Here is an 18,570-nt window from a genome sequence, read left to right as displayed (position 1 = left end):
GCTTGTCAGCTTACATCTTCACTTCGTCGAGCAGCGTCTTCTTGCCGCTCTTGTAGTTGTACAGCGAGATCACGCCGTGCTGCAGGTCGCCCTTCGAGTCGAAGGTCGTCGTGCCGATCACGCCCGTGTAGTTCGTCGCCGGCATCGCCGCGAGGATCTTCGCCGGGTCCGTCGAGTTCGAGCGCTTCATCGCGTCGACGATGATGTACACAGCGTCATACGTGAACGGTGCATAGATCTGGATCGGCTGGCCGAAGCGCTTCTCGAACTTTGCCTTGAACGCGCTGCCGCCCGGCATCTTCTCGAGCGATGCACCGGCTTCCGAGCACACGACGTTGTCGGTCGCGTCGCCGGCCAGGTCGGCCAGCTTTTCCGTGCACACGCCGTCGCCCGCGAAGATCTTCGCGCGCAGGCCGAGCTGCTTCGCCTGTTTCGCGAACGGGCCGCCGGTGGCGTCCATGCCGCCGTACATGATCGCGTCCGGGTTCTCGCCCTTGATCTTGGTCAGAATCGCGCGGAAGTCGACTGCCTTGTCGTTGGTCGCGTCATGCGACATCACCTTCAGGCCGAGCGACTTCGCCTTCTTCTCGAACTCGTTCGCGAGACCCTGGCCGTAAGCGGTCGAATCGTCGACCACCGCGACGCTCTTGATGCCCTTCGAGTGCGCGTAGTTCGCGAGTGCCGGGCCCTGCTGCGCGTCGGTCGCAACCACGCGGTAGGTGGTCTTGAAGCCTTGCTGCGTGTAAGCCGGGTTGGTCGCCGACGGCGAGATCTGCACGACGCCCGCATCGCTGTAGATCTTCGAGGCCGGGATCGACGTGCCCGAGTTCAGGTGACCCACCACGGCGACGACCTTGTCGTCGACCAGCTTCTGCGCAACCTGCGTAGCCTGGCGCGGGTCGGCCGCGTCATCCTGCGCATCGAGTTGCAGCGTGATTTTCTGGCCGCCGATCGTGAGACCCTTGGCGTTGATCTCCTCGACTGCGAGACGAGCACCGTTTTCGTTGTCCTTGCCCAGGTGTGCAATACCGCCCGTCAAGGGCGCGACGTGGCCGATCTTGACGACTTGATCGGCGGCCGCGTTGCTTGCAGCTGCAACGCACAGCATCGCCGCGGCGGTGATCGGCAACAGCTTTTGCATCTTGATATTCATGTAAGTCTCCAGTTTCGGTCCCAATAAACGCCATCGCCCGGTGCCCCGCTGCCATCCCTGTGTTTGCATCACTGGACGATTCGCCGGTTGCATCGTTCATGCACTTGGCCTCAAGCACGTGGAAACAACCGCTTTTAGCGGCCGCCCGCCCGTACTTGCGCGCAAGTGTAGGTGATCAAATTAATTTGTGGGACTTTTTTGGGGTAGTGGTAACACTACCGATACGGGCACTTTGGAATGGTTACTCGAATATCGCCGCAAGCCCCGCCAGATAAGGGTTTCCGCTAATTACGGGCGGTCTGATGAAAGGTGGATTTAAAGCATTCCCGCGACATTTCGATTCGGTATTTTGTGCGAGGGATCATTGAATGAAACGCGCGTGACAACACGCGCGTTTCAGGTGCCGATACGAGCCGTTCAGGCGGCCGTCGTACCGTTCAGGCGGCCGTGGCGCGCCATTCGGCGTCGAGCGCGTCGACGAGCTGCGACACCGTCAGTGCGGCGCCGCGCCGCCGTGCGAGCGGCGCGCCCTGCCCGGCCCACAACGACAGGTAGTCGCCGTCGTTCGCGCGTGCGGCGGCCTGGCGCAGCGGCTGCGTGAGCGCGTTCTGCACCGGATACGGCGCAACGTCGGCCACGCGTTCGCCGAGCCGCGCCATCAGCGTGTTGCGCAGCCCGCGCGCATGGCGCCCGGTGATCGCGCGCGTGACCTGCGTCGACGTATCGGTGCTCGCGAGCAGGCGTGCCTTCCAGTCCGCCGCGATCGCGCTTTCCGTGCAGGTGAGGAACGCGGTGCCGAGCTGCGCGCCCTGCGCGCCGAGCGCGAGCGCGGCGGCAATGCCGCGGCCGTCCATGATGCCGCCCGCGGCGAGCACGGGCAGGCCGGTCGCGTCGACGAGCTGCGGCACCAGCGCGAGCGTGCCGACCAGCGCATCGTCGGCCGGCCCGATGAAGGTGCCGCGATGGCCACCCGCTTCGGCGCCCTGCGCGGACAGCGCATCGGCGCCGGCCGCCTGCCATGCGAGCCCTTCGGCGACGTGCGTCGCGGTGCCGATCACGTAGGTGCCGGCGGCCTTCAGGCGCGCGACGTCGGCCGCGTCGAGCACGCCGAACGTGAAGCTCGCGACCGGCACGCGCAACGCGACGAGCGCATCGAGCTGCGCGCGGAAGTCGGGTGCATAACGCGCGGGCGCGCTGCCCGGCGACAGCCCGAGCGCCGCATTCAGCGGATCGATCGCGGCGAGCGCGCGCGCGACGGTTGCCGCGTCGGGCGCGGCGTCGGACAGCACGAACAGGTTCACGGCAAACGGGCGATCGGTCGCCGCGCGAATCGCGTCGACTTCGGTCGCGAGACGGTCCGGCGCGAACGCGCCGGCGCCGAGGCTGCCGAGCGCGCCGGCGTTGGAGGCGGCCGCGACCATCGCGGCCGTGGTCGCGCCGACCATCGGCGCCTGCACGAGCGGCAGGCGCAGGCCGAAGCGTTCGGAAAACGGGGTGGAAAATGTACGGGCGGACATGGCGAATCCTTCGATGACGATGCGCGAAAGCGCTTTGTAAAGGCCGACCCGTCGACTCTATCGAAGCGGCACGCCGCCGAAAAATGAATAATCGAGATCGAAACGATCGCTGCGCGAGAAGCGGGCCGGGACCGCAGCTTCGACAAGCGCGTCGACCCGGCAGGCGCGGACCTTGCGCGCGCTGCAGCACCCCGGGATTGGTGGCACACTAGGCCGCCCCTCTTCCACCCGCGGCGCGCCTGTCGCGCGCCCGTTCGCCAGGAGTTCCAACGTGACTGCCCAATGGATCGACATCCCGACCGGTAACGACAGCTTCGGCGGCTATCTCGCGCTGCCCAAGCGCGGCAAGGGTCCCGCCGTCATCATCATCCAGGAGATCTTCGGCGTGAACTCGCACATCCGCGCGGTCGCCGACCAGTACGCGGCCGACGGCTTCGTCGCGCTCGCGCCGGACGTGTTCTGGCGCACGCAGCCGCGCGTCGAGCTGACCTATGAAGGCGCCGACCGCGACAAGGGCATCGAACTGATGAAGAAGACCGACGTCGGCCTCGCGGTCGCGGACCTCGGCGCCGCTGCCGACGTGCTGCGCGCGCGCCCCGAAGTCGCCGGCAAGGTCGCCGCGATCGGCTACTGCTTCGGCGGCCAGCTCGCCTACCGCGTGGCCGCGGCCGGCAAGGTCGATGCGGCGGTCGCCTATTACGGCGGCGGCATCCAGAATGCGCTCGACCTCGCCGGCAAGGTCACGCAGCCGATCCTGTTCCATTACGCGGAGAACGACCACGCGATCTCGCTCGATGCCGTCGAGCAGGTGAAGGCCGCGTTCGCCGGCCGCGACAACGCATCGTTCCACGTGTACCCGGGCGCCGAGCACGGCTTCAACTGCACCGACCGCGCGTCGTACCACCAGCGCGCCTCGGCGCTCGCGCACGGCCGCACGCTGACGTTCCTCGCCGAGCACCTGTAAAGGCGACCGACTACGGGCCCGGCACGCCGGGCCCGCGTTATGCTCCCTCCATCGCCACGAGTCACAACGGGGGTGACAGCGATGCACTCGGACTATCTCGCGCATGACGCGATCGGTCTCGCCGCGCTCGTGCGCGACCGCAAGGCGAGCCCGCGCGAATTGCTCGACGCCGCGATCGGACAGGCCGAAGCGGTGAACGGCGCGGTCAACGCGATCGTGCTGCAGGACTACGACGACGCACGCAAGCGGACGGAGTCGGTACACGATGCCGGCGCCGACGCGCCGTTCGCGGGCGTCCCGTATCTCGTCAAGGATCTCGGCGCGGCGGTGGCCGGCCTGCCGCTGTCGATGGGCAGCCGGCACTACCGGTACTTCGTGCCCGCCGACGATTCGCCGGTGATCGCGCGAAGCCGCGCGGCGGGGCTCAACGTGTTCGGCAAGACCAACACGTCGGAAATCGGCCAGATGCCGTACACCGAACCCGAGCTGTTCGGCGCATGCCGCAATCCGTGGAATCTCGATCACACGCCCGGCGGCTCGAGCGGCGGCGCGGCGGCGGCCGTCGCGGCCGGCATCGTGCCGCTCGCGCATGCGTCCGACGGCGGCGGCTCGATCCGCATCCCCGCGTCGTGCTGCGGGCTGTTCGGCCTGAAGCCGAGCCGCAACCCGGTGCTGGTCGACCTGCCGTCGAACGGCGAACTGGTCGTCCAGCATGCGGTGTCGCGCAGCGTGCGCGACAGCGCGCTGCTGCTCGACGTGACGACCGGCCAGACGCTGCCGCCCGGCGCGCCCGGCACCTTCCTCGGCGAACTCGACGCGCCGCCCGGGCCGCTGCGGATCGGCCTCGTCGTCGACCCGATGCTCGCACCGGCGCTCGCCGACGACACGCGCGCGGCGCTCGCCGATGCGGCCGCGCTCCTCGAATCGCTCGGCCATCGCATCGAACCGGCAACGCTGCACATCGACTACGCGCGCGCGGCCGAAACCTTTCTGACGTTGTGGGCGACGATCGCCGAGGAGATGGTGCTCGGCGCGCGCGCGCTGACCGGGCGCACGCCGAAGCGCGCCGAGTTCGAGCCCGCGACGTGGGCGATGGCCGTGGTCGGCAAGCGGGTCGCGCGCGCGCGGTTGCCGGACGTGCTCGAATGGCAGCGCCAACTCACCGTGCAGGTCGCAGGCCTCGTATCGCGCTACGACGCGATCCTGTGCGCGACGCTCGCGGCGCCGCCGGTCAAGATCGGCGAGTTGCAGCCGACCCCGTTCGAAGCCGCGCAGATGAAGCTGCTCGGCGCGCTGCCGGTGAAGCCGCTGCTGCGGGAAATGCTCGCGAAGTCGTCGGAGAAGGCGTTCGCGTGGGCCGGCTGCACCGAGCTGTTCAACCTGACGGGCCAGCCGGCGATGTCGGTGCCGCTCTACTGGAACGCGCGCGGACTGCCAGTCGGCGTGCAGTTCGTCGCGCGCCACGCCGACGACGCGCTGCTGCTGAAGCTCGCGCGCCAGCTCGAACAGGCACGGCCGTGGTTCGACCGGCGCCCGCCGCTGATGCAGGCGCAGCGCTGAGCCATGCCGCGCCGATGAAAAAAAGCCCCGCCGGCACAACCGGCGGGGCTTTTGGCTGGCAGGCGCCGCGCGGCGCTCAACCCGCGAGCCGTTCGCAGATCGTCCGCGTCGCGGTCGCTGCGTTCAGCGTGTAGAAGTGCAGCCCCGGCACGCCCGCGTCGATCAGGCGCCGGCACAGATCGGTGACGACGTCCGCGCCGAACGCACGGATAGCGTCGCGATCGTCGCCGAAGCTCTCGAGCCGGCGCGCGACCCAGCGCGGCACTTCCGCGCCGCACATTTCCGAGAAGCGCATCAGCTGCGAGAAGTTCGTGATCGGCATGATGCCCGGCACGATCGGCACGTCCACACCCAGCTTGCGCGCATCGTCGACGAAGCGGAAATACGCGTCGGCGTTGAAGAAATACTGCGTGATCGCGGAATTCGCGCCGGCTTTCACCTTGCGCGCGAAGTTCTCGAGATCGGCCTTCGGCGAGCGCGATTGCGGGTGGTACTCCGGATAGCCGGCGACCTCGATGTGGAACCAGTCGCCATGCTCGGCGCGGATGAAGCTGACGAGCTCGGACGCGTAGCGCAACTCGCCGACCTCGCCCATCCCCGACGGCAGGTCGCCGCGCAGCGCGACGATGTGCCGGATGCCGTGCGAGCGGTACTGGTCGAGGATCGCACGCAGGCTGTCGCGCGACGAGCCGATGCACGACAGGTGCGGCGCGGCCTCGAGGCCGTCCTTCTGCATGTCGAGCACGGTATCGAGCGTGCCTTGCTGCGTCGAGCCGCCGGCGCCGAACGTCACGGAGACGAATTTCGGCTTCAGCGGCAGCAGCTGCGCACGCGTCGCGCGCAGCTTCTCGACGCCGTCCGCCGTCTTCGGCGGGAAGAATTCAAACGAAAGTTCGATCGGTTTCATGATTCGCAAGAGTGGGCCCGGCCGTCAGCCGATGTCGCGCTGCCCGAAGATCAGCGCGGACAGCAGCCACGACACGATGCTGTACAGGATCGAACCGAAGAACGCGGACCAGAAACCCGACACCTCGAACCCTTTCAGCAGCGACGACGCGAACCAGAAGCACAACGCGTTCACGACCAGGATGAACACCCCGAGCGTGACGATCGTGACCGGCAGCGTCAGCAGGATCAGCACCGGACGGATCACCGTGTTGATCAGGCCGAGCACGACCGCGATGATCAGCGCGGTGCCGAAGCTCTTGATGTGGATCGACGGCACGAGGTACGTGATGATCAGCAGCGCGAGGGCGTTGATGACCCAGGTGAGGATGACGCTCATGGAGGGCTCCGGTTCGATTGTCGATCTGTACGGTCGATGGCCGCCGCCGGCCGCCACGCGTGCCTGCGGGCACGGCGCGACGACCGGCGATCCGGCACCGTGCCGCCGTACCGCGCCCGCCCGCTGCGGGGCGCACGCGGCACGGCGGCGGCGGTGCATCAGTAGCGGTAGTGGTTCGGCTTGAACGGGCCGTCCTTCTGCACGCCGATGTACGAAGCCTGCTCGTCCGACAGCACGGACAGGTTCGCGCCGATGCGCGCGAGGTGCAGGCGCGCAACCTTTTCATCGAGATGCTTCGGCAGCACGTACACCTTGTTCTCGTACTCGGCGCCGCGCACGAACAGCTCGATCTGCGCGAGCGTCTGGTTCGCGAACGAGTTCGACATCACGAACGACGGGTGGCCGGTCGCGCAGCCGAGGTTCACGAGGCGGCCTTCCGCCAGCAGGATCACGCGCTTGCCGTCCGGGAAGATGATGTGGTCGACCTGCGGCTTGATGTTTTCCCACTGGTACTGGCGCGTCGACGCAACGTCGATTTCCGAGTCGAAGTGGCCGATGTTGCAGACGATCGCGTTGTGACGCATCGCCTTCATGTGGTCGTGGCCGATCACGTGGAAGTTGCCGGTCGCCGTCACGAAGATGTCGGCCTTGTCGGCCGCGTATTCCATCGTCACGACGCGGTAGCCTTCCATCGCCGCCTGCAGCGCGCAGATCGGATCGATTTCGGTGACCCACACGGTCGCGCCGAGGCCGCGCAGCGACTGCGCGCAGCCCTTGCCCACGTCGCCGTAGCCCGCGACGACCGCGACCTTGCCCGCGATCATCACGTCGGTCGCGCGCTTGATGCCGTCGACCAGCGATTCACGGCAGCCGTACAGGTTGTCGAACTTCGACTTCGTGACCGAGTCGTTCACGTTGAACGCCGGGAACGGCAGGCGGCCGTCCTTTTCCATCTGGTACAGGCGGTGTACGCCGGTCGTGGTTTCTTCGGTCACGCCCTTGATGTGCGCGAGGCGCGTCGAGTACCAGGTCGGGTCGGCGTCGAGGTGCGTCGCGATCGACTTGTACAGCGCGACTTCTTCCTCGTTGGTCGGCTTCGCGATCACCGAACGGTCCTTCTCGGCCTTCGAGCCGAGGATCAGCAGCAGCGTGGCATCGCCGCCGTCGTCCAGGATCATGTTCGCGAATTCGCCGTTCGGCCATTCGAAGATGCGGTGCGAGAACTCCCAGTATTCGTCGAGTGACTCGCCCTTGAACGCGAACACCGGCGTGCCGGCTTCGACGATCGCGGCGGCAGCGTGGTCCTGCGTCGAGAAGATGTTGCACGATGCCCAGCGGACGTCCGCGCCGAGCGCCTTCAGCGTCTCGATCAGCACGCCGGTCTGGATCGTCATGTGCAGCGAACCAGCGATGCGCGCGCCCTTCAGCGGCTGCTGCGCCTTGTATTCGTCGCGGATCTGCACGAGGCCCGGCATTTCGGTCTCGGCAATGTTCAGTTCCTTGCGGCCCCAGCCGGCAAGCGCCATGTCGGCGACGACGTAATCCTTGGAAGCTTGCGAATCGATAATGGCGTTCATCACGCCCTCCTTTCTAAAAAAGTTCTAGAAATTGGTGACGTGAGCGCCGTTCAGGAAGCGGGGCCGGCGCGAAAATCGCCGCACGGCTGCTTGGTGAAGCTCTCCGAGCCTGGCGGACGCTGGATGGTCCGTCGCAACGCTCCTCGGAAAACGGGAGGGATTGTAGCAAATTGGCGCGGGAATTGCGCGACACGCGCCACGTCGGGCGCGCGCGGGCGCAATGAAAGGGTCAATTCTCGGCGCCGACCCACGCCTGTTCGCGCAGCCGCGTGCGCAGTCGCGCGACCGCCTGGCTGTGCAGCTGGCACACGCGCGACTCGCTGACCTCGAGCACCGCGCCGATCTCGCGCAGGTTCAGCCCGCGCTCGTAGTACAGCGACATCAGCAGCTTCTCGCGCTCGGGCAGCCGGTCGATCGCGTCGACCAGCGCCCCGCGCAGGTGGTCGTCGAGCAGCGCGGACAGCGGATCGGCGTGATCGACGCGATAGCGATCGAGGAACGGCTCGTCGTCGGCCGCGCGGTCGAAATCCTCGTAGTAGATGAGCTGGCTGCCGTGCAGGTCCTGCAGCATGCCCTGGTATTCGTCGAGCGGCATCTTCAGGTGCTGCGCGATCTCGGTCTCGCTCGCCGAGCGGCCGAGCTGCTGCTCAACCTGGTGCACCGCGTACTCGACCTCGCGCGACGTCTTGCGCAGGCTGCGCGGCAGCCAGTCGTTGCTGCGCAGCTCGTCGAGCATCGCGCCGCGGATGCGCTGGGTCGCGTAGGTCTCGAACTGCGCGCCCTGGTCCTCCTTGTAGCGGCCGGCCGCGTCCATCAGGCCGATCATGCCGGCCTGGATCAGGTCGTCGAGGTCGACGCTCGCCGGCATCTTCGCGACGAGCTGCAGCCCCAGGCGCCGCACGAGCGGCGCGTATTGCGCGAGCACGTCGGCCTGGGTCATCTTTCCTTGAGCGTTGTACATCATGGCTCTCTCCTTCCGCTCACGCGGCGTGGGCCGCACCCGTCTCGTACGACGGCTTGCCGCCCGCATGCACGGCACGGCCTGCACCCAGGCTCGGGCGCATCGGCCAGTACAGCAGGTCGGCAGCAATCTGCCGGTAGTCCCGCGCGGCGGCCGACGACGGGAACGCATCGACCGCGGTATGCATCAGCTCGCGCGCGTGCTCGACGAGCGGATCGGCGCTCACGCAGCCGGCGTCGGCGATCGACACCGTCAGGTAGCGGCTCGCAACGCCCGCGAGGTTGTCGTACGCGACCTTCGCGTCCGCGTGACTGCCGACGTGATTGGTCAGCACGCGGAACTGCGCGACCGCGTGCGCGAAATGCAGCCGCTTCATGCACGCGTACGCCTCGGTGATCGCCTGCGCGGCGACCCGCGTGACGATCAGCACGTCGTGCGCCTCGCGCGCGAGCGCGGAGAACGTGCCGTCGGCGCCGAGCTGCGCGTCGACCAGCACGATGTCGGCCTGGCCGTCGATGAAGTCGCTCAACTGCGTATCGCTGTAGCCGTCGCGCGCCAGCCGCGCGGCCGCACACAGGCCGAACCCGGCGGCGACCCGCGTGCGTTCGCCGTCGCGCAGCCAGGCGCCCGTGAGCGTCGCCGCGGCCGAATCCACGTCGGCGCGCTCGTCGACGACGAGCACGTCCTTGCCGAGCGCGGCGAGCGCCGCCGCGACGTTCACGACGGTGGCGGTGCAGCCGACGCCGGCCGGCCCGCCCGTCACCGCGACGATGCGCGACGCGCGCCCGGCCAGCAGGCGCCGCAGCCCTTCGGCCTGATCGATGATCCGTTTATCCAAATCGCACCTCGTGCAGCTCGGCGGTGGAACGCGCGGTCAGTGCGGAAAGCAGCGTCGGCATGTCCTCGTCTTGCGGCACGAAGGGCGAGCCGTCGCGCGGCACACAGAACGCGCTCTTCAGCAGGAATCGGGTCGTCGCGACGTACAGGTTCTCCGGCACCTTCTGGCCGGTCGACACGTAGTGGACGGGCAGCTTGTAGCGGATCACCGTGTCGAGCACGCCGCCGAGGTGGGTCGCCTCGTCGAGCTTGGTCAGGATGCAGCCGGCGAGGTCCGGATGCTCGCCCGCGCTGCGGTACGCCTGGACGACCTCGTTGAGCGTGTCGCCGTGGCTCGTCGCGTTGAGCAGCAAGAGGCGCTGCACCGGCGCGTTCGCACCGTGCAGCATCCCGATCTGGTCGGACAGCGCGCGGTCGCGCTGGCTCATGCCGATCGTGTCGATCAGCACAATGTGCTTGTTGCGCAGCTCGGACAGCGCAAGCGCGAGATCACCGGCATCCTTCACCGCGTGCACCGGCACGCCGAGGATCTTGCCGAAGATGCGCAACTGCTCGTGGCCGCCGATCCGGTAGCTGTCGGTGGTCAGCAGCGCGACCTTGCTCGCGCCGAAGCGCATCACGCAGCGCGCGGCGAGCTTTGCGGTGGTGGTCGTCTTGCCGACGCCCGTCGGCCCCATCAGCGCGAACACGCCGCCGCGCTCCATCAGCGCATCCTCGCTGTCGAGCACCGGCAGGTTCGCCGCGAGCACCGACTGCGCCCATTCGGCGGCCTGCTCGACGGTCTGCGCGCCGTCGCCGGACGGCAGGTTGTCGACCAGCATCCGCACCAGCTGCGCGGAGAAACCGGCCGAGAACAGGTGCTTGGTCAGCGCGCCGTGCACCGGACTGCGGCGCTGGCGGTCATGCCACTTCAGGCTGTCGAACTGCTCTTCCATCATCCCGCGCATCGCGCCAAGCTCGTGCATCACCGTGTCGTTGACGATGCTCTCGAGCCGCGACTTCACCGCGTCGGCGAGCACGGCGGCCGCGTCGGCGGACAGGCGCGCGCGTTCGGCCGGCTTCGCGGCGCTCGTGTCGCTCGTGCGGGCAGCGGCCGGCGGGATCCGGCGTTCGGCGTCGCGCACGATGTCGCGCGCCCAGCCGGCCGGCGTCGCGGCAGCAGCGTCCTGCGGCTTGCGCGCAGGCGCCTGCGGTGTGGCTTGTGCCGCCTCTGCGCGGGCGATCAGCGCTTCGCGCTGCTGCGTCAGGCGCTTCGCGTGCTCGACGAGCCACGCCGCGGGTTCGGAGGATGCCGCGGGCGCGGCTGCGCCGGCAGCGGACGCAGTTGCCAGTGGCGACAGCGATGCAGCGTCCGTTGCGTTCGCGTCGGCATCGAAGGCGGCCGGCTCCGTCGCTTCGGCGCTCGCGCCGAACACCGACGAGAACACGTCCGGCAGCCCGCCGTCGCCCGCTGCATACGGATTGACTGCGGGGCGCGCGAGCGTGGCGCCCGGGCGCGACACGATGCCCGGTACCGCGGCGGCCGGCACGGATTCCGGCGCGCGCGGCGCCATGGCGCGCGGACGGGCGGCGGGCGGCGGCGTCACCGCGGCGAGATCCGAGTCGGCGAGTGCGACGATTTCGACACTGCCGTCATCGAGCGTGCGGTTCGACAGCACGACGGCGTCGGCGCCGAGTGCCTCGCGAACCAGGCGAAGCGCGTCGCGGCTGGTCGCGCCGGTGAATTTGCGAATGTTCAAGCGGAACCCCCGATGACGTTAACGACTTTGATCGTGCGTGTATCCGGCACTTCGGCGTACGACAGCACTTTCAGTTGCGGCAGGCTGCGGCGCAGAAAGCGCGCGAGCATCGCGCGCAGCGCGTGCTGCACGAGCAGCACGGGCGGCAGCCCGAGATTCTGTTGACGCAGCATCGCTTGCTGCGTGCCGGTCAAAAGGTTGTGCGCGAGGCCGGGTTCGAGGCCCGGGTTCGCGCCGGTGGCGAGCGCCTGCGACAGTACGCGCTCGAGATTCGAATCGAGTCCCATCACCTGCATCTCGCCGGCGCCCGGATACCACTGCTGGGTGATCGCGCGGCCGAGCGACAGCCGCACCGCGGCGGTGATCTCATACGCGTCGCCGCGGCCCGCCTGCTCGGACACGGCCTCGAGGATCGTGCGCATGTCGCGGATCGGCACGCCTTCCTCGAGCAGGTTCTGCAGTACTTTCTGCAGCGTGGTCAGCGAGATCGTCTTCGGCACGAGGTCCTCGACGAGCGACGGCGCGTCCTTGCCGGTGCGCTCGACGAGCGACTGCACTTCCTGGCGGCCGAGCAGTTCGGCCGCGTGCTGGACGACCAGATGGTTCAGGTGGGTCGCGACGACCGTGCTCGCGTCGACCACCGTGTAACCGTACACCTGCGCCTGCTCGCGCATCGCGACGTCGATCCACACGGCCGGCAGCCCGAACGCCGGATCCTGCGTCACGGCGCCCGGCAACGCGGCCGTCACCTGGCCCGGATTGATCGCGAGCCACTGGCCCGGGAACACTTCGCCCGTGCCGATCTCGACGCCCTTCAGCGCGATCCGGTACGCGTTCGGCCGCAGCTCGAGGTTGTCGCGGATATGGATCACCGGCGGCAGGAAGCCGATTTCCTGCGCGAATTTCTTGCGGATGCTCTTGATGCGCTTGAGCAACTCACCGTCGCTGTTCTTGTCGACAAGCGGAATCAGCCGGTAGCCGACTTCGAGGCCGAGCGGGTCGATCAGCTGCACGTCGTCCCAGGTCGCCTCGTGGCTGTCGCCCGACAGCGCGGCGGGCGGCGCGACCTCGGTCACGTCGCCCGCCGCCTGGCGGGCCGCGGCGCGGCGGACCTGCGTGCGGGCCAGCCAGATCGCGCCGCCGCCGAGCGCGAGGAACGCGAAGTGCGGCATGCCCGGGATCAGCCCCATCAGCACGATGATCGCGCCGGTAATGGTCAGCACACGCGGATTCGTGAACAGCTGGCCGGTGATCTGCGTGCCGATGTCCTCGTCGGTCGCGACCCGCGACACGATCACGCCGGCCGCCGTCGAGATCACGAGCGACGGGATCTGCGCGACGAGGCCGTCGCCGATCGTCAGCAGCGTGTAGTTGGTGCCGGCCGCCGCGAAGCTCATGTCGTGCTGCACCATCCCGACGATCAGCCCGCCGATCACGTTGATCGCCATGATGATCAGGCCCGCGATCGCGTCACCGCGCACGAACTTCGACGCGCCGTCCATCGACCCGTAGAACTCGGCTTCCTGCGACACGGCCAGGCGACGCTTGCGCGCCTGCTCTTCGTTGATGAGGCCCGCATTCAGGTCGGCGTCGATCGCCATCTGCTTGCCGGGCATCGCGTCGAGCGTGAAGCGTGCGGACACTTCGGCGATCCGCCCCGCACCCTTGGTGATCACCATGAAGTTGATGATCATCAGGATCACGAACACGATGATGCCGACCGCGAAGTTGCCGCCGACCAGGAAGTGGCCGAACGCCTCGATCACCTGGCCCGCCGCGTCGGGGCCCGTATGGCCCTCGAGCAGCACCACGCGGGTCGATGCGACGTTCAGCGACAGGCGCAGCAGCGTCGAGAACAGCAGCACGCTCGGAAACGCCGCGAAATCGAGCGGCTTCATCGTGTACATGCTGACGAGCAGCACCATCACCGACAGCGCGATGTTGAACGTGAACAGCAGATCCAGCAGCAGCGGCGGCAGCGGCAGGATCATCATCCCCAGGATCATGCAGATGAGGATCGGGCCCGCGAGCGCGCGCAGGTTGGTGCCCGCGAACGGGTTCGCTCGCTTGGCGAACAGGCCGGTGGTCGGGGTGCTCATGCTGCGTTCCCTTGCTTGCCGAGCGTGTCCTCGGCTTCCTCGCGCTCGTCGTCGGCCGCGACCGACGTGCCCTTGTCGAGTTCGGCCGGCACGTCGAGATCGACCGGCGCGGCCGGGAACGCGCCGCCTTCCGAGCGGAAGCGCCGCAACTGGTAGACCCACGCGAGCACCTCGGCGACGGCCGAGTACAGCGAGCCGGGGATCTCGCGTTCGAGTTCGACGTTGTGATACAGCGAACGCGCGAGCGGCGGCGCCTCGAGCAGCGGCACGTTGTGCTCGGCCGCGAGGTCGCGGATGCGCGCAGCGACGAGGTTCACGCCCTTCGCGACGACCTTCGGCGCGCGCATCTCGCCGTCCGTGTATTGCAGCGCGACGGCGAAGTGCGTCGGGTTCGTGACGACCACGTCGGCCTTCGGCACGGCGGCCATCATCCTGCGCCGCGCGATCGCGCGCTGCTGCTGGCGGATCCGGCCCTTCACGTGCGGATCGCCTTCGTTCTCGCGATGCTCGCGCTTCACTTCTTCCTTCGTCATGCGCAACTTCTTGTTGTACTGCCAGAGTTGGTACGGCACATCGAGCGCGGCGACCACCAGCATCCCGGCGACCGTCGTGCCGCAGCACACGGCGACCAGATGCATCGCATCCGCGAGCGCCGAGCCGAGCGGCTGCGTCGCGAGACCGAGCAGTTCGTCCTTGCTGCGCCAGATCGCAATCCCGCCGATCCCGCCGACGATCAGGGTCTTCGCGAGCGACATCCCGAGCTGGATCGGCCCCTGGATCGAGAAGATGCGGCCGAGGCCCGAGATCGGGTTCAGGCGGTCGAACTTCAGCTCGAAGGTCTTCTGCGAGATCAGCCAGCCGCCGAGCGCCATTGGCGCGAGCAGCGCGGCGAGGCCGGTGAGCGCGAGGATCGGCAGCAGCGCGGCGAGGCCTTCGACGCTCGCGCTGCCGGCCGCCGACAGCATCCGGTGCGTGTCGAACGCGGTGGCGCGGTCGAACGCGAACGCGCCGCGCAGCATCGCCTGCAGATGGGCGCCCGACGGACCCGCGAGCAGCCACGCGCCGTAGAACCCGGCCGCGAGCAGCGCGAACGAAGCCAGTTCGCGCGAGCGCGCGACCTGCCCCTCCTCGCGCGCCTTCTCGCGGCGTCTCGGAGTGGCGGCTTCTGTTCTGTCGAGATCGCTCTCGTCTGCCACGGGGCCTCCAGTCGGGTACGGCGACATGCCGCTTTCCAGTGACACCGATTATTCATGCGCGCGTCAAACGCCGATCGGTCGAGCAAAGCCGGGAAAGGGGGGTATTTCGGGGAATCGGGCGAGGCGGCGCGGCGGCGGGGATGGACTGATGCGGCGCGTGCGGAGGCGGTGGAAAACGCGTCGCCGGGATGCGTGATGCAGTGTCAGGACGGATGAGGCGGGGAATCGTTGCAGCGGCGCTGCGATGAGCCAGCCGCCCCGACGCGACGGCGTCGTGCGTCGGGGCGGACGGCGCTCAGATGGCCGGAATCGGATCCGTGCCGTAGCGGTTCGGTCCGTTGGTGCCGCGCGAGCACATCCACACGAGCAGCAGGATGCCGCCGACCAGCGGAACGAACGCGATCAGCAGGAGCCAGCCGGAGTGGCCCGTATCGTGCAGGCGGCGGACGGTGACCGCGAGGCTCGGCAGCACCAGCGCGAGCGACGCGACCGCTGCGACGATCGTCACCAGCAGCGAGATCGCGCCCGCATCGTGTCCCACCATGGTGATCAGCTGACAGATGATCGACACGACGCTCGTGAGCAACGCGAAATACCAGTATTCCGCACGCCGAGCGCGGCCCTCGAATTTCGTGTATTGATTGAGCGCAGAACGAACGGCTTCACTGAAATTCATTTTATTGCCCTCATGTTTTATATCAAACACCCCGAAAACACCGCGGGCATTATAAGTTTGAATTTCAGCCGACTCCATCCATTTTCGCGTGCCACGGTGCGCCAATACGCCCCAGGAACGGCCACGACAGCGGCACCCCGGATCGCCGATTCGCACGTCACATTATTTTCATAATCGTGATGTTCCAGAAAAAATAACAAGACGATAATTCATCAATTGATTACATCCGAATGAAACGCAACACAATCGATAATCGAAACGATCGCCGGGCAAGCGATTAACCGGCCGGCCGGAATATCCACGTTCGGCACGCGCACGCGCGAAGGCATCGCGTCCCGGCCGGCCTTCGCGCTAGCCGGCCGCCGCCTGCTGCAGCACAGCGAGATCAAGCTTCTTCATCTTCAACACTTGCGCCATCACGCGCTCGGCGCGTGCCGGGTCGCCCGCCATCAGTTCGGGCATCTGCACGGGCACGACCTGCCACGACACGCCGAAGCGGTCGCGCAGCCAGCCGCACTGCTGCGCGCGCTCGTCGCCGCCTTCGGCCAGCGCCGCCCAGTAGCGGTCGATCTCGCGCTGGTCGCGGCAGTTGACGACGAACGACACGGCCGGCGTGAGCGGGAACGCCGGACCGCCGTTCAGCGCGAGGAAGCCCTGCCCGTCGAGTTCGAACGACACCGTCATCACCGCGCCCTCGGCCTGCCCGGACGCCTGCGCGCCGGACTTGCCGTAGCGCGCGACGTGCACGATGCGCGCGTCGTCGAACACCGACACGTAGAAGCCGGCGGCCGCCTCGGCGTCGCAGTCGAACCACAGGAACGGCGTGATGCGTTGAATGCGCTGGCTCATGGCGGTGTCTCCTCGATGTCGTCCCGGCATCGGTGCCGGTCTTATATCGTAGGCGCTGCACCCGGACACCGCGGCCCGCGCACAAATAAAAAAGGGGGCGATCGCTCGCCCCCTTTGCTGCTGCTGCCCGTGCCGCGTCAGAACGCGACGTAAGGCTGCGCGCCGCCGCTCCCGGTCTTGTCCATCCCGAAGTAGATCGTCTTGCCGTAGAAATGCGGCATGCCGAGATCGAGCCACCCGGCCGCGCCGAACGGGCCGGCGATGTCGTTGAACGCGAACGTCGACGTGTTCGTAAACAGCGCATCGGCGTTCGCGACCGGCATCGACACGCCGCCCGTCGTACCGTTCTGGCCGGTCAGCGTCGCCGTATAAGTGGTCGACGACGACGGGCAGTAGAACTGCTTGTTGACCGGGCACGGCGTCTGCGCCGAATCGTTGAAGAAATACGCGTTCGAGCCCGTATCGAAGAACGCGGTCACGGCGCCGCCGAGGAACGTCGCGCTCACGTCGCCGGTCGTCGTCGACGTCAGCACCGTCGATGCGGCAAGCGCGTTGTTGCTCTGCGTACCGATCCCGAACGTCAGCAGGCCGGTCGCGCTGCCCTGCCCGCTGCTCGAGACGCTCGGCATCTGCACGATCACGCCGTTGTTGTCGGTCGCGAAGCGATGGACCGGGTTGGCCACCTGCTGGTTGACCGGCACCAGCGCGACCGCGCAGCTCGAATTGCCGTTCGGGCACGCGTAGTAGTTGTTGGAGGTCGCCGACGTCGACGTCGCGCAGGTCGTGCCGCAGTCGAGCGGCGCCGGCCCGATGCCGAGGATGCCGTTCGCGCCGAGATCGCTCGCCGTGTTGGCCGACGTTCTGGCACCGTTGTTCGAGCACGAGCTCGGCACGTTGGTCGTACCGAGATCGCCGATGATCTGCACCGGCAGCGAACTCGCCCGCTCGGTGCCGATCGACAGGTCGACAGTACGCACCGAGCCCCAGGTGAAGCTCGTCACGAACTTGCCGCACTCGGCAACCGGCGCGCCGCCGCTCGTCACCTGCGGCAGGCTGCCGAGCACGCCAGACACGGCGCTGCCGACCAGCCGCAGCCCATACGACGCGGTGTCGACGAGCACGTTGTTGACCACCTGGCAATTCGACGTGCCCGGCGCACAGATCTTCACGTTGACCGTCGGGATGTTGATCACGCGCGCGACGCCGGTGCCGACCGAAATCACGGCCGTGTTCGCGGTATTGCCGTCCGACACGCTGGAGCCGCCGTTGCTGCCGCCGCTCCCGCCATTGTTGTCGCCGCCGCCGCCGCATGCGGCCATGAGCATCGCCGTGGCAGCCGCCAGGCCCAGGAGGCCGAGCCAGCGCTTGAAGGTAAGAGGAATATTCACGATCGCTCTCCCGCTGTCACTGGATGTCGGTGCCGGTCAGGCCGGCCGGCAGCGCGGCCGGCAGCCATGCCTGCCCCGCGAAGGCGCCCATGTGGCCGCCCGTCCGGATGACGAGGCCGCTCGTCTCGACGGACACGGGCGCGCGCCAGCCGCCCGCCGCGTGCGCCGCCTGGACACCGGCGGTGTATTGCGGGAAATAGCCGCCGAGCAGCGACTCGAGGTCCGGCATGCTCGGCCCGCGCCATGCGAGGCCGAACACGGCGCCGGTGACGGACGTGTATTCGTGGATGACAGTGCCCGACGCGAGCGTGATCTCGCGAACGGTGTACGCGGCCGCGCTCGCCTGCACACCGTCGGCCGAGCGCATCGCGCGCTGCATCGTGCGCACCGTGGCGGCATGATCGTCCGCCGGCGGCGACATCGGCGCGCCGCCCAATTCGGCGTGTGCGTGGACCGCCCACAGCACACCCGTCGCTGCCGTCGCGTGCGCGACGGCCCAGCCCAAGCGTTTCAGCTTCACGTTCCCCCCCAAAGGGACTGGCTTCGTTGCCAGCGGCACCGCCATCAGGCTCGGCCCCGTGGGTCAACGAATGAAAGTCTCAAGATTGACGCTTCGTTGCTGCTGACGCGTAGTATGCCTCCGGAGTGTGCCGGAGTGTCAAATTGCCGCGGCATGACAGGCAGCGCGGCCCGCTCGCGGTGGGCCCGGGGAACGGCAAAAGCCATGCGCACCGGGCCGCCCGACGAAACGAACGGGCGCCGGCGCGAG

Annotated in this window: 16 protein-coding genes and 1 riboswitch; of the genes, 2 read left to right on the top strand and 14 right to left on the bottom strand. The window is 68.0% G+C overall.

The window, feature by feature from the left end; translation table 11 throughout:
* Positions 1–10: 10 nt before the first annotated feature.
* Both GEM_RS00915 and GEM_RS00910 read right to left on the bottom strand, forming a co-directional pair.
* A complete protein-coding gene (locus GEM_RS00915) occupies positions 11–1,153 on the bottom strand; it encodes a branched-chain amino acid ABC transporter substrate-binding protein (RefSeq protein ID WP_014895583.1) in 1,143 nt (380 codons plus the stop codon).
* Between the two features lie 437 nt (positions 1,154–1,590).
* Positions 1,591–2,670 (bottom strand): NAD(P)H-dependent flavin oxidoreductase, encoded by a 1,080-nt coding sequence (locus GEM_RS00910; protein ID WP_014895582.1) that lies wholly within the window; start codon positions 2,668–2,670, stop codon positions 1,591–1,593.
* Between the two features lie 271 nt (positions 2,671–2,941).
* On the opposite strand from GEM_RS00910, the gene GEM_RS00905 reads away from it, so the two are divergent.
* Positions 2,942–3,634, top strand: coding sequence for a dienelactone hydrolase family protein (locus GEM_RS00905; protein WP_014895581.1), 693 nt, complete (start codon positions 2,942–2,944; stop codon positions 3,632–3,634).
* Between the two features lie 81 nt (positions 3,635–3,715).
* Positions 3,716–5,194, top strand: coding sequence for an amidase (locus tag GEM_RS00900; protein ID WP_014895580.1), 1,479 nt, complete (start codon positions 3,716–3,718; stop codon positions 5,192–5,194).
* Positions 5,195–5,270: 76 nt separating this feature from the next.
* Here the strand turns inward: GEM_RS00900 and metF are convergent, their stop codons facing one another.
* From metF to GEM_RS00840, 12 genes are all read right to left on the bottom strand, one after another.
* The gene (gene metF, locus GEM_RS00895; protein WP_014895579.1) at positions 5,271–6,101 is read right to left on the bottom strand and encodes a methylenetetrahydrofolate reductase [NAD(P)H]; all 831 of its coding nucleotides are present in this window, start codon (positions 6,099–6,101) and stop codon (positions 5,271–5,273) included.
* Positions 6,102–6,125: 24 nt separating this feature from the next.
* Positions 6,126–6,479, bottom strand: a complete 354-nt coding sequence (locus tag GEM_RS00890; RefSeq protein WP_006477367.1) for a phage holin family protein — start codon at positions 6,477–6,479, stop codon at positions 6,126–6,128.
* Positions 6,480–6,637: 158 nt separating this feature from the next.
* Positions 6,638–8,056, bottom strand: a complete 1,419-nt coding sequence (ahcY, locus tag GEM_RS00885; RefSeq protein WP_014895578.1) for an adenosylhomocysteinase — start codon at positions 8,054–8,056, stop codon at positions 6,638–6,640.
* A gap of 34 nt (positions 8,057–8,090) precedes the next feature.
* Positions 8,091–8,207: riboswitch (S-adenosyl-L-homocysteine riboswitch) on the bottom strand.
* 78 nt (positions 8,208–8,285) lie between these two features.
* Positions 8,286–9,020, bottom strand: coding sequence for an RNA polymerase sigma factor FliA (locus tag GEM_RS00880; protein WP_014895577.1), 735 nt, complete (start codon positions 9,018–9,020; stop codon positions 8,286–8,288).
* 16 nt (positions 9,021–9,036) lie between these two features.
* Positions 9,037–9,855, bottom strand: a complete 819-nt coding sequence (locus GEM_RS00875) for a MinD/ParA family ATP-binding protein (protein ID WP_014895576.1) — start codon at positions 9,853–9,855, stop codon at positions 9,037–9,039.
* On the bottom strand, positions 9,848–11,593 hold the full coding sequence (gene flhF, locus GEM_RS00870; RefSeq protein WP_014895575.1) for a flagellar biosynthesis protein FlhF: 1,746 nt from the start codon (positions 11,591–11,593) through the stop codon (positions 9,848–9,850). Before flhF ends, GEM_RS00875 begins: the two co-directional genes overlap by 8 nt.
* On the bottom strand, positions 11,590–13,692 hold the full coding sequence (gene flhA, locus GEM_RS00865) for a flagellar biosynthesis protein FlhA (protein WP_014895574.1): 2,103 nt from the start codon (positions 13,690–13,692) through the stop codon (positions 11,590–11,592). The genes flhF and flhA overlap by 4 nt, the downstream gene beginning before the upstream one ends.
* Entirely contained in the window at positions 13,689–14,888 is a 1,200-nt protein-coding gene (flhB, locus tag GEM_RS00860) for a flagellar biosynthesis protein FlhB (RefSeq protein WP_014895573.1), read from the bottom strand. Before flhB ends, flhA begins: the two co-directional genes overlap by 4 nt.
* Before the next feature lie 295 nt (positions 14,889–15,183).
* On the bottom strand, positions 15,184–15,564 hold the full coding sequence (locus GEM_RS00855) for a DUF805 domain-containing protein (protein WP_014895572.1): 381 nt from the start codon (positions 15,562–15,564) through the stop codon (positions 15,184–15,186).
* A gap of 351 nt (positions 15,565–15,915) precedes the next feature.
* Positions 15,916–16,413, bottom strand: coding sequence for a VOC family protein (locus tag GEM_RS00850; protein ID WP_014895571.1), 498 nt, complete (start codon positions 16,411–16,413; stop codon positions 15,916–15,918).
* A 137-nt stretch (positions 16,414–16,550) separates the two neighbouring features.
* Positions 16,551–17,801: a DUF3443 domain-containing protein gene (locus GEM_RS00845; protein WP_014895570.1), complete on the bottom strand. Its 1,251-nt coding sequence runs from the start codon at positions 17,799–17,801 to the stop codon at positions 16,551–16,553.
* Positions 17,802–17,817: 16 nt separating this feature from the next.
* Positions 17,818–18,321: a DUF2844 domain-containing protein gene (locus tag GEM_RS00840; RefSeq protein ID WP_041490420.1), complete on the bottom strand. Its 504-nt coding sequence runs from the start codon at positions 18,319–18,321 to the stop codon at positions 17,818–17,820.
* Between the last annotated feature and the right edge of the window lie 249 nt (positions 18,322–18,570).

Source organism: Burkholderia cepacia GG4, from assembly GCF_000292915.1.
Taxonomy (GTDB): domain Bacteria; phylum Pseudomonadota; class Gammaproteobacteria; order Burkholderiales; family Burkholderiaceae; genus Burkholderia; species Burkholderia cepacia_D.
This window is presented reverse-complemented; position numbering and strand designations above follow the sequence as displayed.

Excerpts from the sequence above, each read along its gene's own strand:
- GEM_RS00910 (WP_014895582.1), bottom strand. The coding sequence starts at position 2,670 with ATGTCCGCCCGTACATTTTCCACCCCGTTTTCCGAACGCTTCGGCCTG.
- flhA (WP_014895574.1), bottom strand. The coding sequence starts at position 13,692 with ATGAGCACCCCGACCACCGGCCTGTTCGCCAAGCGAGCGAACCCGTTC.
- GEM_RS00890 (WP_006477367.1), bottom strand. The coding sequence starts at position 6,479 with ATGAGCGTCATCCTCACCTGGGTCATCAACGCCCTCGCGCTGCTGATC.
- GEM_RS00850 (WP_014895571.1), bottom strand. The coding sequence starts at position 16,413 with ATGAGCCAGCGCATTCAACGCATCACGCCGTTCCTGTGGTTCGACTGC.
- GEM_RS00915 (WP_014895583.1), bottom strand. The coding sequence starts at position 1,153 with ATGAATATCAAGATGCAAAAGCTGTTGCCGATCACCGCCGCGGCGATG.
- GEM_RS00900 (WP_014895580.1), top strand. The coding sequence starts at position 3,716 with ATGCACTCGGACTATCTCGCGCATGACGCGATCGGTCTCGCCGCGCTC.
- GEM_RS00880 (WP_014895577.1), bottom strand. The coding sequence starts at position 9,020 with ATGATGTACAACGCTCAAGGAAAGATGACCCAGGCCGACGTGCTCGCG.
- metF (WP_014895579.1), bottom strand. The coding sequence starts at position 6,101 with ATGAAACCGATCGAACTTTCGTTTGAATTCTTCCCGCCGAAGACGGCG.
- GEM_RS00855 (WP_014895572.1), bottom strand. The coding sequence starts at position 15,564 with ATGAATTTCAGTGAAGCCGTTCGTTCTGCGCTCAATCAATACACGAAA.
- ahcY (WP_014895578.1), bottom strand. The coding sequence starts at position 8,056 with ATGAACGCCATTATCGATTCGCAAGCTTCCAAGGATTACGTCGTCGCC.